This is a genomic window from Variovorax sp. Sphag1AA, assembly GCF_014192575.1.
GTDB lineage: Bacteria > Pseudomonadota > Gammaproteobacteria > Burkholderiales > Burkholderiaceae_C > Variovorax.
The window spans coordinates 471,210-485,225 of record NZ_JACHYC010000005.1 but is presented as its reverse complement, the minus strand read 5'-3'; the positions used below and the strand labels follow the sequence as shown (position 1 = coordinate 485,225).

Genomic DNA, 14,016 nt, shown 5'->3' with positions numbered 1-14,016 from the left:
CAACAGGAGACGACACGATGACCAAGACTCACGCCCGGCTGGCGCTGGGCGCGTTGCTGTGCCTGGGAGCAGCGACCGCCATGGCCCAGCCCGCCAAGGGCTCTCCGGAGCACATCAAGGCCGCGACGCAGAAGGTGGACGGGGGCTTCATCCGCGCCAATGCGGCGAAGACACCCGACTGGCCGAGCTATGGGCTGGACTACGCCGAGACGCGGTTCAGCAAGCTCGACCAGGTCAACGCGGCCAACGTGAAGGACCTCGGTCTCGTGTGGTCGTACGACCTGCAATCGACGCGCGGGGTCGAGGCGACGCCGCTGGTGGTGGACGGCATCATGTACGTCACCGCGTCCTGGAGCGTGGTGCATGCGATCGACGTGCGCACCGGCAAGGCGCTCTGGACCTACGACCCGAAGGTCGACCGCTCCAAGGGATTCAAGGGCTGTTGCGACGTGGTCAACCGCGGCGTGGCGATCTACCAGGGCAAGGTCTACGTGGGTGCCTACGACGGTCGCCTGATCGCGCTGGATGCGGCCACGGGCAAGGTCGTCTGGGAGAAAGACACCGTCATCGATCATGCGAGGTCGTACACCATCACCGGCGCGCCACGCGTGGTCAAGGGCAAGGTGCTGATCGGCAACGGCGGCGCGGAGTACGGCGTGCGTGGCTACATCACGGCGTACGACGCGGCATCGGGCGAGCAGAAATGGCGCTGGTTTACCGTGCCCGGCGATCCGTCGAAGCCCTACGAGGATGCATCGATGGCCAAGGCCGCCAAGACCTGGGACCCGAGCAACAAGTACTGGGAATCGGGCGGCGGCGGAACGCCGTGGGATTCGCTGGCCTACGACCCCGAGCTCAACCTGCTGTACGTCGGCACCGGCAATGGTTCGCCGTGGGCGCGAAGCCAGCGCAGCCCGAAGGGTGGCGACAACCTGTACCTGGCGTCGATCGTCGCGCTCAATCCCGACACCGGCAAATACGTGTGGCACTACCAGGAAACGCCGGGCGACAACTGGGACTACACCTCGACCCAGTCGATGATCCTGGCCGACATCAAGCTCGACGGCAAGCCGCGCAAGGTGATCCTGCATGCGCCGAAGAACGGTTTCTTCTTCGTCGTTGACCGGACCAACGGCAAGTTCATCTCTGCCAAGAACTTCGTCGACGTGAACTGGGCCACGGGCTACGACAAGAACGGCCGGCCGATCGAAGTGGCCGCCGCGCGCGAAGGCACCAAGCCCAACGACAGCATTCCGGGCCCGTTCGGCGCGCACAACTGGCATCCGATGTCCTTCAATCCGCAGACCGGGTACGCCTACCTGCCGGCGCAGCACGTGCCGATCAACCTCATGGACGACAAGGACTGGAAGTTCAACGAGAACGCGCCGGGCCGCCCGCATGCGGCGCTGGGCTGGAACCTCGCCAAGTTCGCCAATGTGCAGCCGCCCGAGAGCAAGCCGATGGGTCGCCTCGTCGCGTGGGACCCGATCGCGCAGAAGGCGGCGTGGACGGTCGACTACGTCTCGCCGTGGAACGGCGGCACGCTGACGACGGCGGGCAACCTCGTGTTCCAGGGCACGGCGGACGGTCGCCTGGTCGCCTACAACGCCAAGACCGGCGAGAAGCTCTGGGAAACGCCGACCGGCACCGGCGTGGTCGCTGCGCCGAACACCTACATGGTCGACGGCAAGCAGTACGTCTCCGTCGCTGTCGGCTGGGGCGGCGTGTACGGCCTCGCGCAGCGCGCCACCGAGCGGCAAGGTCCGGGCACGGTCTACACCTTCGCGATCGGCGGCAATGCGCCCAAGCCGGAGTTCGTGCAGTACCGCATGGGCAAGCTGCTGCAGGGCGTGAAGTACGACCCCGCGAAGGTCGAGGCCGGCACGATGCTCTACGTGAGCAACTGCGTCTTCTGCCACGGCGTGCCCGGCGTCGACCGCGGCGGCAACATCCCGAACCTCGGCTACATGGATCCGGGCTTCATCGAGAACCTGGACAAGTCCATCTTCAAGGGCCCGGCGATGGGGCGCGGCATGCCGGACTTCACGGGCAAGCTCACGCAGGACGACGTGGACAAACTCAAGGCCTTCATCCAGGGGACCGCGGACGCGATTCGGCCGAAATAGTTACTTTGGGGTGGCACGACAGGCGAGTCATTCCGGCACGGGGAAACAGGTCAAGAAAGAACTGCTCATTCCGCGGAATTTTCGGAGGAATCCGATGATGTCCCGGCGCGACCGTTCGTAGACTGACCGGCGATTGGCGCCCGCTCCTGGGTGCCTGGATGCTGGACTCCGCGCACCTCTGCGCGGCAACAAGAACAATGACTCTTCCTTCCCGCCGGTGGGCGCGGCCCACGGCGGCTGTTCGTCGTGCAGCGAAACTTTCGCTTTCCACTCTCTCGCCCCTTCTTCTAATGGGGCTGGCCGGGCCGCACGCGGCCCACGCGCAAATCGCCTCGACGCCTCGCCCTTTCGTCGAAGAGCAGCGACAGCAAGAGCGCGAACGCGCGGTGCGCGAACAGAACGAGCGCGCGGTCGACGTGCGACGGCCGACCGAACCACCGGCGGCAGGCCAGCGTTTGCCCGAAGCCGAGAGTCCGTGTTTCCGCATTGACCGCATCCGGTTGGTGGGCGAGCGCAGCGAGGCCTTCCAATGGGCGCTGGCGGCGATGTCCGAAGCCGCAGATGGCATGGCCGACAACCCGATCGGCCGCTGCCTGGGCACAGAAGGCATCAACATCGTCTTGGCGCGAGTGCAGCAGGCCCTTGTCGCGCGCGGCTGGGTCACGGCACGTGTGCTCGTGGGACCGCAGGACCTCGCGACTGGCGAACTCGCGCTCACGCTGATTCCGGGACGCGTCGCCGCCATCAGGCTCGCCGATGCATCCGGTGCAACCACCGATGCGCCACTGGGCGTGCGCATGGCCATCCCTGCATCGCGTGGGGATCTTCTGAACCTGCGCGACATCGAGCAGGGCCTGGAAAACCTCAAGCGCTTGCCTACCGCGGAAGCGGACATCCGGATTGCGCCCTCAAGCGCAGCGGATGCACGTCCGGGCGACAGCGACCTTGTCGTGCAGTACCGCCAGGGCCGAGCGGATCTGCCTGTGCCTTTGCGCGCCAACTTGAGCTATGACGACAGCGGCACCGAGCCCACCGGCCGGAACCAGGGCGGTCTCACGCTCGCATGGGATGGGCCTCTGCATTTGAACGACCTGTTCTACGTCAGCCTCAATCACGACCTGTTCAATCATGCGGGCCGGGGCACCTCGGGGAACACCGTCCACTACTCCATTCCGTGGGGCAACTGGCTTTTCTCGACCACCGCGTCCGAGGGCCGGTATTGGCAGAACGTGGCGGGCCTTGCCCAGGACTACACCTACTCGGGCTACAGCAGCAACGCCGAACTGCGAGTCGACCGCATGCTCTACCGCGACCAGCATGGCAAGACGAGCCTGCGTGCGCGCGCATGGCAGCGCACTTCACACAACTACATCGATGACACAGAGGTGGGTGTGCAGGAACGCCTGGTCGGCGGATGGGAACTGGGGCTGAACCATCGCTTGTTTCTCGGCACCGCCACGCTCGACGGCAACCTGGCCTATCGGCGCGGCACCGGAGCCTTCGGTGCGATCCCAGCGCCAGAGGAATCTTTCGGCGAGGGCACCTCGCGCATGAAGCTCGTCACGGCCGATCTCAATTTGAACCAGCCCTTCGACCTCGGCGCACAGAAGCTGAGATATGCGGGCCTGTGGCGCGCTCAGTGGAACGGCACGCCACTCACACCCCAGGACCGCTTCGCGATCGGTGGGCGCTTCACTGTGCGCGGCTTTGACGGCGAAGCGAGCCTCATGGGTGATCGCGGCTGGCTGGTGCGCAACGACATTGGATGGGCACTTCCCGCCGAAGTCTTCGGCACGCAGCTCGGCGCGGAGTTGTACCTGGGGGTGGACTACGGACAGGTGAACGGGCGCAGCGCCGCGCAGTTGCGAGGCAAGCGCCTGGCGGGCTCGGTGATCGGCCTGCGCGGCGCGGTGCGGGGCCTGAGCTACGACTTTTTCGTCGGCACGCCGATATCCAAGCCTGAGGGCTTCCACACGTCGAGGTGGACTACTGGATTCAACCTGAACTACGGATTCTGAGAAGGGGAGAGCCCGGACTCGCCGGGAGAGAAGAACATGAACAAGAATTTGCACAAGGTGATCTTCTGCGCTGCGCGCTCGATGCGAGTGGCCGTGCAGGAATGCGCTCGCAGTGCCGGCAAGGGCGCCAACCGGACCACGAGCGGCAGCAACGCGATCACGACGGCCATCACAACAGGAATGGGTCTGGTCGCGATCTTTGCTTCGATGAGCGCTTCGGCGCAGATCGTCGCCTCGCCATCTGCGCCCGGCAACCAGCACCCCACGGTGCTCATGGCCCCGAACGGCGTGCCCCTGGTGCAAATCGCAACCCCGAGCGCAGCCGGCGTGAGCCGCAACACATACAGCCAGTTCGACATACAGAACAACGGCGCGATCCTCAACAACAGCCGCGCCAATGTGCAGACCCAGCTCGGCGGCTGGGTGCAGGGCAATCCGTGGCTCGCGACAGGCACTGCCCGGGTGATCGTCAACGAAGTGGTCAGCGGCAACCCAACGCAGTTGCGCGGCGCGCTCGAAGTGGCCGGAGACCGGGCTGAAGTGATCGTGGCCAATCCTGCGGGCATTGCCGTGAATGGGGGCTCCTTCCTCAACGCCAGCCGCGTGACCTTGACCACCGGCACGCCCCAATACAACCTCTTTGGCGGCCTTGATGGCTACGCCGTGCGCGGCGGCAATGTGAGCGTCGACGGCAAAGGACTCGACCTCAGCCAGACCGACTATGCGGCCGTCCTCGCGCGCGCCGTGCAGGTCAACGCGGGGATCTGGGCCAAAGACCTCAAGGTCGTCACCGGTGCCAACGACATCAGCGCTGACCACACCCAGGTCGCACCCGCCCAGGGTTCTGGCGCCGCGCCCGCCTTCGCGCTCGACGTCGCCGCGTTGGGCGGCATGTACGCGAACCACATCTTCCTGATGGGGACAGAGAACGGCGTGGGTGTTCGCAATGCTGGCGCGATCCAGGCCAGTGCGAATTCCACCAGTGGCGCCGCAGCCACCTTGGCCGGCGCCGGGCAATTCATCGTGACCTCCGCGGGGCGCCTGGAAACCAGCGGCACCTTGCAGGCGGACACCCAGCTTCGCATCGACGCCGCGAGCGTCGCCAACAGCGGCACCATCGCAGCGGGTACGGATCTTCACATCGCGAGCAGCGCCGGAGACCTCGCGAACGGCGGCCTTGTTCAGGCCCCGCACCTGGACTTGTCGAGCAGCGCACAGATCGACAACCGCTTGGGCACCATTCGCCAGACCGGCAGCGCGAGCCTGACGGTGAGTGCGCCCTCCTTGAGCAACACGGCCGGCGGCACGATCGGACTCGCGCCAGTTGCCGACAACAGCAGCGGCGCCGGCAGCACGCCGGGCACGGGCACCAGCGATACATCGCCGAACAGTGGCGCAGGTAGTGCACCCTCCAGCACGACGCCGCCTTCCACGGCCGGCACCAACACGGGCGCCACCCCGGCGCCGCAACCCGTTGCTCCTCCCACCCCGGGCACCCTGACGGCTTCCACAGCCATCCTCAACGACGGCGGCCACATCGAAGCCGGTGGCGCATTGGTGCTCGCCACACCCCAAATCAACAATGCCGGCGGCCGTCTCGCGATAGCGGACCTGGCAGTGACGGGTCCGAACTTCAGCAACGCTGGTGGCGAGCTCTCGGTCAAGGCCGTAATCAGCACTGCCATCAATGGCGGCAGCCTGGAAGAGGCGCTCAAGGAAGGTCTCAAGGGTGCGCTGGTCGATACCGTGGCCGCGCAGGGCGCGAACGCCATCGGCGATATGAACCTCGACGAATTCACCAACAAGATTGCACATGCAATCGCGGGTTGTGCGGTGGGAGCGGCGCGCACGGACGGTAGTTGCGCGGCTGGGGCGTTGGGTGCGGCTGTTGGGGAGATGGCGGCCGAAGCCTATGGCAGGCAGATTGATACGGTGCAGTTCGCGGCCATGATGAGCGCCATCGCGGCTGCTATTGCCGGTGGTGATGCCACGCAAATCAATCTCGCGAGCCAGGCTGGCGCAAACGCGGCGGCAAACAACTACCTTAGCCACTCACCGTTCGCGAGTGTCCGCGAGCTTGTCGCGAAGGAGAACGCGCGACTGACGGAGGAATGCGGCCAGAGTTGCACCGCCGAAGATTTCCAGCGTATCGATCAGCAGGCTGCTGCGGTGGAGAGGGCCGCGAATTTGGCGGAAGTGGCGAAACGTGGGGTGATCACTCCGGATCAGGCGCAGCAATTGGCGCAAGCGCTTCTGGAGATCGCGCCTGTCTACGGCACGGCCGAGTCGGCGCTTCAACTGATCACAGGTCGAACCAGCCTCACCGGCGAGGAAGCCAACCGCATCCTGGCGGCGGTTGGATTGGTGCCGATTGCCGGGGGCGTGGTGCGAAAGGTCGGCGAGCCAGTTGTGGAAACCTTGACGTCTGTGCTGCGGGCGTTGGATGGGCCGGTCTTCAAGACTACGCACTACGCTACACGTCTCGAAGCTGAGGGAGTCAACGTGGCGCGTGCTGAAGCCGCAGTAGCGAAAGAGGTTGCAGCAATGTGGCAAAACATGGAGGTCGGCGGGAGTGTGAGCGGGCGATTGAGGGTTGACGGCGTTCAAATCGAATATCGAGTCCGTGTGCTGCCAGATGGGACCGCAAACGTAGGAACAATTTTTCCGGTGAAGTGAATATGAGATCTATATCTAATAACGAAATGCAGCTAATCGCGCGAATTGCTGAAAAACTCGCCACTGATGAGCGCACCCAGCTAATGACTGATGCCGCGAACGCGACAGTTGAATCCGTCGTTTCAGACGAGTCTCGACTCATTTTTCATATCGCCGGCTATCGACGCCCACCCGGCGGCGGGCAGCATTTATATGGCGCCGAGGGCACTATGCTCGACGGCGACTCTGCTCCATTAGAGGTGTTATTGTTCGCAGATAAAGATGGAAGACTATTGGAGCTTGAATTCGTTCGTTATGACCCAGGCGACCTCGTCGGTCCCCGTTGGGAAACGCTAAACATTCTCTAGCATCGCCTCCCACTCGTGGCAGTTTGGAATGCCTAAGCTGGTAGCCGAAATCGTGGAAGAAATTGCAAGAAGAGAGAAGAAGTTCTGGGCGTATGGTGCTCATTCGATTTGCACGAGGCAGCAACTGAGCGTTAGAGGCGAACGCAATGATCGAAATCAATGCTCGTTGGATCCGTGTTGACGCTGGTGCAGACTCGAGGGCGATAGGGGGTTCATCCACTTTGGATGTGACTACTACATGTACGTCGGGGTCGCATCGGTCTGTCCGAATGCAGAGGGCCTAGCGAAAGAGGTTGGCTTGTTTGTCGAAGAAATGCGGTCTCCGCATCATCCCGATGGTGAATAGCGAGAACGTCTACGATCTCGACTCAGCTTCAGCTACGTCGCTCCAATGGCAAGGACTTCATCGTGTTCGATAGGAGAGCTGTATGAGTGATTTCTCAATTGATCTTGTGAGCGACGTGCAATGCGAACACTTGCTGGCCGAGATTTCATACAAAGGACAACGGCTTTGTGTCCTAAATAAAGAGCATGGCAATGAATTCATTGAAATAGAATTCGTAGATGACCTCTACGTCCTGTCAAAGAAAATCGAGATGAAATTTTCGCTCTCAGAATTTCTAATAGTCTTGGCAAAGGCCAAAGAGGAACTTCGTTTGTGCAGTTAATTCACAAGATCGGATCGCTACACTTGCCAAGTACCCTTTGAGGCGATAGGTCCAGGTTACTGGTGAGTTGCAAAGGCAGTATCCGGGCGCGTCGGTGCAAAACGAACAGTATCTGCGCGATAAGGACGGCAATATTGCGACAGATCCGGACACCGGCACTGCACGCCGCGTTGACCATGTAGTCATTCAGGGAGGGAAAGTGGTCGACGTCGTTGAAACGACAAGTCTTACCGCGTGCAAGGACAAGCAACTGACCCACGAGGAAAATACACGTCTCGCCGGGGGGTGTATGTGCGCGATCGAGATACGGGGGCTCTTGTGGAAGTTCCAAGCGTTTCCAGAATTGTTAGCGCCCACCTCAACCAAAAACTTCCCCGTTTGCGGTAACGGGGGTACAGGCAAATTTTGTGCAACAAACCGTTGACGGAAAATTGATTAACAACGGACATCTGAATGTGACGCCATGAAATTAGAAGTCAAGGCTTTTTGGATTGACGATCCCTCGACCTCCCTTGAACATTTCTCTCCGGCCTCAAGGGATTTTTTTGGAATTTGGATTGGATTCAAAGTTGGTTTTTCTGAGAATTTAGGGTCCGATGATTTCCGGGTTCTGGTATGCAGCCCAAATTGGCTGATTGCAGAAACGTCGGACAAACGAGCTGCATGGGGAAGACATACCCTCCTAATGAAAGAGTTTGACTACGAGCTAATGGTCACTTCAATTAATCTCTTGGTGGAGCAGTTTTCGGGTAACGACTGGGAGGTCGTGGCGCACAATCTTTCCAAGTTTGTTGAGTGGGAATTTGAGGATTATCGAGGGTGAAACGAGCCGATACGCCGGAAATGAAGGCTCGATATTCATCTCGCCAACTATCTGCACCTAAATGAAGTATTCGCCAGCACGCAATGATGACGGAAGCTCAACGATTTTGTCCATCGCCATGCTCCAGACCATGAGGAACGCACTCGTCATTTTTTTCACGATGGCGGGAATTGCGCCCAGCGCTTGGGGCCAAATTGAGATTGCGGATCTCAAGCTAGGAACCACCAGGCGTGCCGCTATCGAGTGGCTACAGACACACTACAGCACGGTCCAAGAGGTCCAAGGCAGTCGCTGGCAAGTCGAAAAGAGATTCGTATCGGCGACCCGGCCGTCAGTCGGACAAAAGCTTGGCGATCTGTCGATTCGGGAGGTCAATGCGTTCTTCAACGATGACAACGTCCTCAGCCAAGTCGAACTAAAGCTGGACTCTGCGCGCCTAGAAGACGTCAGGCCCTTGATACCTCAGTCGGATCAAGCAACCGTGGATCCGTATTTCGGAGATACGTGGGAGATTCTTCGTGAAGACGGCGAGATCGTCTTCTGGGTCTCGTCAGTTTCCAGATCAGCGACAGTTTTTTTCGCTGACAAGGAGAGCTCGTCCAAGAACGTCGTAGCAAGGCAGCGTAGCAACGAGAGGTTCAAGTCACTTTCCAAGAAATTGGAGCGTGTGGCCGACACGCTGAAGGGCCCACAGAACTAGGACTATTGCTAGTCTGAAGACTGGCAAGTCGTTCATTTGGATAAGTTCAACTTCGGGCCCGGCGATAGCGCGCGGTCTTGCCCGACTTCACGGGCAAGCTCGCGCAGGATGACGTGGACAAGATCAAGGCCTTCATCCGGGGAACCGCGGACGCGATTCGGCCGAAATAGGCCGCAGGAGCGAGGCGCTCAGGCCCGCTGCTTGAGCGCCAGCACCGACAGGCCAGCCGCGATGAACGTCAGCCCCGCGCCGACATTCAGCCCGTCGCCGACGCGCGGACGCCGCTGTAGCCACACCGAGAGCCGGGAAGCGCAACTGCCGAGCACGCTGAAGATCACGGCGGTCATCACCGCGAAGATGGCGCCGTAGACCAGCATCTGGATCGTGACGGAGCCCCGGCCCGCGCTCACGAATTGCGGCAGGAACGCCAGCACGAACAGGCCGGGCTTCGGGTTCAGCACGTTCGACAGCAACCCGGTGAAGAACACCCTCGGCAAGGAGAGGTGCTCTGCCGGCTTGAACGAGACCATGTTCCGCGCGGTGAGGGCCTTGTAGCCCAGCCAGAGCAGGTAGAAGCCACCGATCACCTTGACCGCGATGAACGCCACCGGCGACGCCTGGATCACCAGCGAAAGCCCGAGGGCCGCCGCGATGGTGTGGCACATGATGCCGAGGCCCGCGCCGAGCGACGAGAGGCACGCGGCCGGCTTCCCCTGGCTTAGGCCGCGACTGATCGCGAGGATGTTGTCCGGTCCCGGCGCGATGACGACGAGGAAGCAGGCCGCGAGGTAGGCCAGGAGGATGTCTGCCGGGAACATGGTCATGCGCGGATGCTACGCAGAAAAAAAGCCCCTCATCGAGGGGCTTTTTGTCAGTCTGCGTAGACGCCGGCAGCCTTGATGATCGGGCTCCATTTGGCGATTTCCGCCGCCACGAACTTCTTGTGGCCTTCGGGCTCGATGCGGCCGTCAGTCGCCACCACGGCGCCGAGGCCTTCCTGCTTGCGGATGAACTCGGGGTCCTTCAGGGCGGCCTTCAGCGCTTCGTTGAGCTTCTTCGTGATCGCCGGCGGCGTGCCCTTCGGCGCATAGAGGCCGTGCCAGATCGTGACCTGGAAGTCTTTCAGGCCGGCTTCCTGCAGGGTGGGAAGGTCCTTCAGCAGCGGCGTGGTGAGCCGCTTGGAAGTGGTCACCGCGAAGGCCTTGACCTTCTTGGCTTCGATCTGCGGCGAAGTGTTGGTGGTCTGGTCGCACAGCAGGTCGATCTGGCCGCCCATCAGGTCGGTGATGGCCGGCGCGGTGCCCTTGTACGGCACGGGCGTCATCTCGGTCTTGGTGGCGCTTTGGAAGAGCAGGCCGCACAGGTGCGAAGCCGAGCCCACGCCCGCGTTGCCGAGGTTGATCTTGCCCTTGTTGGCCGCGATCCAGGCGGTGAGTTCCTTGTAGTTGTTCGCTTCCATCGTGGGCCGCGAGATCAGCGTCATCGGCACGTCATTCACGATGCCGAGGTATTCGAAGTCGGTCTCGACCTTGAACGGCACGTTGCGCACCAGCGTCGGGATCGTCGACATGCCGATGTGGTTGAGCAGCAGCGTGGTGCCGTCCGGCGTCGCGCGCGCCACCTTGGCTGCGCCGATCGAGCTACCTGCGCCGGGCACGTTGTCGACCACGATGGTGGCGCCGCCCAGTGGCTTGCGCAGCGCTTCGGCGAGGTCGCGGGCCACGCGGTCGGTCGGGCCGCCGGCGGCAAATGGCACCACCATGGTGATGGTCTTGGAGCCTGGGAAATCCTGGGCATGGACGCCAGCGACGGCCGCGGCAATCGCGGCGAAGGCGAACAGTTTCTTCATGGTCTCTCCGAATTCGAATGGGAAGCAGATTGGATCGACGATCTTATCGGCTGACCCTTCGCTGACTCATCCCGGTATCCCCCTAGGGAACAGCAGGGTCACTCGTTCTTGAGGATCGTCTCGCCCCGCAGCGGGCCCATGTCGCGGATGTTGAAGCGGTGCCGCTTCCAGCCGCCGACGGTGCGGCGCCAGTTCACCACCGAGATGAAGTAATAGAGCACTTTGAACATGAACAGCGACCGCCGGTAGGCCGGTCCGTGGTGGATGTCGGCGGCCAGCAGCGACATCAATCCCTGCTTGGCCTTGAGCGCATTGTTCGGGTGCATGAACATGTCGCGGATCGTCGGGTTGGTCACCCGGTAGATGAACCACGAGTAGTCGCGCGGCCCGACGCGCATCCGCTTCTCGAGCGCCTTGCGCGCCGCGGGCAGCTCGGCGGGGCGGTCGAGCGCGGTTTCGACCAGCTTGGCGCCGTCGAACGCGCTCTGCATCGCGAGGAAAACGCCCGACGAAAACATCGGGTCGATGAAGGTGAAGGCGTCGCCCACCATCAGGTAGCGCTCGCCGGTGGCATGCGTGCTGGAGTACGAGAAATTGCCGGTCGCGTGCACCATGTCGTCCACCAGCGTGGCGTCCTTGAGTCGGTCGTGCAACTCGGGGCACATTGCGATGGTGTCGAAGAAGTAGTCCTTCAGCGGCTTGTCTCGCGCCTTCAGGTAGTAGGCCCAGCACACCGCGCCCACGCTGGTGGTGCCGTCGGCCAGCGGGATGAACCAGAACCAGCCGTGCTCGAACCAGCAGATGCTGATGTTGCCCTCGCGCTTGCCTTCGAGGCGGCGTGCATTGCGGAAGTGGCCGAACAGTGCGGTGCTGTTGTGATCGGGGTTCTTCTGCTTGCTCTTGAGCTTGTTGGCGAGCACCGTGTCGCGCCCGCTTGCATCGACCACGAAGCGCGCGCGCCACGTGCGACGCGTGCCGTCTTCGAGCGTCGCCTGCACCGTCGCACCGGTGTCGTCGAAATCCACCTGGCGAACGCGCGCGCCTTCGAGCGTGACCGCGCCCTGTTTGGTCGCGTTGCGGAAGAGCAGTTCGTCGAGCTCCGAGCGCCTCACCTGCCAGGCCGAATCCTTGCGCGGGTTCCAGCCTTCGGAGAAGTCGACATAGCTGCGGTAGTCGAGGTCCGGCGGCACGAACTCGATGCCGAACTTGGGCATACCGATCTTGTCGACTTCCTCGCGCACGCCGAGCTTCTCGAAGAGCTCCACATTGCCGGGCAGGAGCGATTCGCCGATGTGGAACCGGGGGTGATGGTCTTTCTCGAGCATCACGACGCGGCGCCCCTGCCGCGCCAGCAGCGTGGACACCGTCGAGCCCGCAGGGCCCCCGCCGATCACGAGCACGTCGCAGTCTTCCCGACTTCCTTCCATGGTCTTGTCTTCCTTTGTTGAAGCCTCGCATTCTCGGCGACGACGATGCGCACCCCGCGTGCCAGAATCACTGCCCGCCGAATGCCGCCCGATCATCCGATGACCGACAGCCGTGAACCGTTAGCGACCGCCATCGAGTTGCTGCGCGAGGCCCGGCGCATCGTGGTCTTCTCGGGCGCGGGCCTGTCGAAGGCCTCCGGCATCCCGACCTATCGCGATGCCGACGGCCTGTGGATGAACCAGAACGCGCTCCAGTATTCGCATGCGGATGATCTGCAGCGCGATCCGGCGGGTTTCTCCAGGTTCTGGTCGCAACGTCTCGCGGTCGTCGAAAGCGCGCGGCCCAATCCCGGCCATCTGGCGCTGGCGCAACTCCAGCGACTCCGCCCGGCGACGCGGCTCATCACGCAGAACGTCGACGGGCTGCTGACCGTCGCGGGTTGTCTCGACGTGCTCGAACTGCATGGCTCGTTGCGCCGCTGGCGCTGCGACCACTGCGGCAACCGCCGAGGTCCATGGCTGCTCAACCGGTGCACGCGCTGCGGCTCGCGCGCACGGCCCGACGTGGTGATGTTCGGCGAGATGCTCAACGAGGGCGTTCTGCTCGATGCGCGCACGGCCGCGGAGGAGTGCGACGTCTTCATCGTGGTCGGCAGTACGGCGGTCGTCTATCCGGCCGCCGACCTGCCGATGGAGGCGCTGTCGGCGGGCAGCCGGCTCATCACGCTCAACGTGGAACCGTTGCACCTCGACACGTCCGCCAGCGCCGTGTTGCGCGGCGCATCCGAAGATCTGCTGCCAAGGCTGCTCGCCGGGCTCGATCATCCGGGTGCGAGGCCCTGAAAGTAGAACTCCCGTCGTAATTTCGGCACCGCTGTCGGTGTTTGTCTTGTGAGCGCCGTGCTCGCCGCGCAGAATGGAAGCGCTTGCCATCCCGGAGGACAGAAGCATGAAGACAGTGGCTGAAATTCTGAAGGCCAAAGGTAGCTCTGCGGTGTACTCGATCGCGCCGTCGGCGACGGTCTTCGAGGCCGTCAAGCTGATGGCCGATAAAAACGTCGGTGCGCTGATGGTCATGGAGGGGGATCGCATCGTCGGCGTCGTGACCGAACGCGACTACGCGCGCAAGGTCGTGCTGCTGGCGCGCTCTTCCAGGGACACGCCCCTGCGCGACGTGATGACCAGCGCGGTGATCTACGTTCGGCCGAGCCAGACCAGCGAGGAGTGCATGGCGCTGATGACCGAAAGCCGCGTGCGGCACCTGCCGGTCATGGACGGCGACAAGCTGGTCGGGCTGATCTCGATCGGCGACATCGTCAAGGGCATCATTTCCGAACAGAACTTCATCATCGAGCAGCTCCAGAACTACATCGCCGGATAGC

The 14,016-nt window shown here is 62.6% G+C and carries 11 protein-coding genes; 8 read left to right on the top strand and 3 right to left on the bottom strand.

Going from position 1 to position 14,016, the window contains the following annotated elements; translation table 11 throughout:
• Positions 1 to 17: 17 nt before the first annotated feature.
• The 6 genes from FHW64_RS21800 (at position 18) to FHW64_RS21770 (ending at position 9,358) form a co-directional block, all read left to right on the top strand.
• The gene (locus tag FHW64_RS21800; RefSeq protein ID WP_184530085.1) at positions 18 to 2,126 is read left to right on the top strand and encodes a PQQ-dependent dehydrogenase, methanol/ethanol family; all 2,109 of its coding nucleotides are present in this window, start codon (positions 18 to 20) and stop codon (positions 2,124 to 2,126) included.
• A 290-nt stretch (positions 2,127 to 2,416) separates the two neighbouring features.
• Entirely contained in the window at positions 2,417 to 4,144 is a 1,728-nt protein-coding gene (locus FHW64_RS21795) for a ShlB/FhaC/HecB family hemolysin secretion/activation protein (RefSeq protein ID WP_184530465.1), read from the top strand.
• A 36-nt stretch (positions 4,145 to 4,180) separates the two neighbouring features.
• Positions 4,181 to 6,820 carry a filamentous hemagglutinin N-terminal domain-containing protein gene (locus FHW64_RS21790; RefSeq protein ID WP_184530083.1) on the top strand — a complete coding sequence of 880 codons (2,640 nt, stop codon included), beginning with the start codon at positions 4,181 to 4,183 and terminating at the stop codon, positions 6,818 to 6,820.
• 2 nt (positions 6,821 to 6,822) lie between these two features.
• Positions 6,823 to 7,167 (top strand): DUF6984 family protein, encoded by a 345-nt coding sequence (locus FHW64_RS21785; RefSeq protein ID WP_409350638.1) that lies wholly within the window; start codon positions 6,823 to 6,825, stop codon positions 7,165 to 7,167.
• Between the two features lie 1,131 nt (positions 7,168 to 8,298).
• Entirely contained in the window at positions 8,299 to 8,658 is a 360-nt protein-coding gene (locus FHW64_RS21775; protein ID WP_184530078.1) for an Imm8 family immunity protein, read from the top strand.
• A 118-nt stretch (positions 8,659 to 8,776) separates the two neighbouring features.
• A complete protein-coding gene (locus FHW64_RS21770) occupies positions 8,777 to 9,358 on the top strand; it encodes a hypothetical protein (protein ID WP_221220713.1) in 582 nt (193 codons plus the stop codon).
• A gap of 188 nt (positions 9,359 to 9,546) precedes the next feature.
• Here FHW64_RS21770 and FHW64_RS21765 read toward each other — a convergent pair whose 3' ends face one another.
• From FHW64_RS21765 to FHW64_RS21755, 3 genes are all read right to left on the bottom strand, one after another.
• Positions 9,547 to 10,182 carry a LysE family translocator gene (locus FHW64_RS21765; protein ID WP_221210436.1) on the bottom strand — a complete coding sequence of 212 codons (636 nt, stop codon included), beginning with the start codon at positions 10,180 to 10,182 and terminating at the stop codon, positions 9,547 to 9,549.
• A 47-nt stretch (positions 10,183 to 10,229) separates the two neighbouring features.
• A complete protein-coding gene (locus FHW64_RS21760) occupies positions 10,230 to 11,207 on the bottom strand; it encodes a tripartite tricarboxylate transporter substrate-binding protein (protein WP_184530074.1) in 978 nt (325 codons plus the stop codon).
• 98 nt (positions 11,208 to 11,305) lie between these two features.
• Entirely contained in the window at positions 11,306 to 12,634 is a 1,329-nt protein-coding gene (locus FHW64_RS21755) for an NAD(P)/FAD-dependent oxidoreductase (RefSeq protein ID WP_184530072.1), read from the bottom strand.
• Positions 12,635 to 12,733: 99 nt separating this feature from the next.
• On the opposite strand from FHW64_RS21755, the gene FHW64_RS21750 reads away from it, so the two are divergent.
• Both FHW64_RS21750 and FHW64_RS21745 read left to right on the top strand, forming a co-directional pair.
• Positions 12,734 to 13,477, top strand: a complete 744-nt coding sequence (locus FHW64_RS21750; RefSeq protein WP_260306094.1) for a Sir2 family NAD-dependent protein deacetylase — start codon at positions 12,734 to 12,736, stop codon at positions 13,475 to 13,477.
• Positions 13,478 to 13,583: 106 nt separating this feature from the next.
• The gene (locus FHW64_RS21745; protein WP_184530068.1) at positions 13,584 to 14,015 is read left to right on the top strand and encodes a CBS domain-containing protein; all 432 of its coding nucleotides are present in this window, start codon (positions 13,584 to 13,586) and stop codon (positions 14,013 to 14,015) included.
• Position 14,016 lies beyond the last annotated feature (1 nt).

Bases quoted from the DNA above. Each gene is read 5' to 3' on its own strand.
- FHW64_RS21800 (WP_184530085.1), top strand. From the start codon at position 18: ATGACCAAGACTCACGCCCGGCTGGCGCTGGGCGCGTTGCTGTGCCTG.
- FHW64_RS21795 (WP_184530465.1), top strand. From the start codon at position 2,417: ATGGGGCTGGCCGGGCCGCACGCGGCCCACGCGCAAATCGCCTCGACG.
- FHW64_RS21790 (WP_184530083.1), top strand. From the start codon at position 4,181: ATGAACAAGAATTTGCACAAGGTGATCTTCTGCGCTGCGCGCTCGATG.
- FHW64_RS21785 (WP_409350638.1), top strand. From the start codon at position 6,823: ATGAGATCTATATCTAATAACGAAATGCAGCTAATCGCGCGAATTGCT.
- FHW64_RS21775 (WP_184530078.1), top strand. From the start codon at position 8,299: ATGAAATTAGAAGTCAAGGCTTTTTGGATTGACGATCCCTCGACCTCC.
- FHW64_RS21770 (WP_221220713.1), top strand. From the start codon at position 8,777: ATGCTCCAGACCATGAGGAACGCACTCGTCATTTTTTTCACGATGGCG.
- FHW64_RS21765 (WP_221210436.1), bottom strand. From the start codon at position 10,182: ATGACCATGTTCCCGGCAGACATCCTCCTGGCCTACCTCGCGGCCTGC.
- FHW64_RS21760 (WP_184530074.1), bottom strand. From the start codon at position 11,207: ATGAAGAAACTGTTCGCCTTCGCCGCGATTGCCGCGGCCGTCGCTGGC.
- FHW64_RS21755 (WP_184530072.1), bottom strand. From the start codon at position 12,634: ATGGAAGGAAGTCGGGAAGACTGCGACGTGCTCGTGATCGGCGGGGGC.
- FHW64_RS21750 (WP_260306094.1), top strand. From the start codon at position 12,734: ATGACCGACAGCCGTGAACCGTTAGCGACCGCCATCGAGTTGCTGCGC.
- FHW64_RS21745 (WP_184530068.1), top strand. From the start codon at position 13,584: ATGAAGACAGTGGCTGAAATTCTGAAGGCCAAAGGTAGCTCTGCGGTG.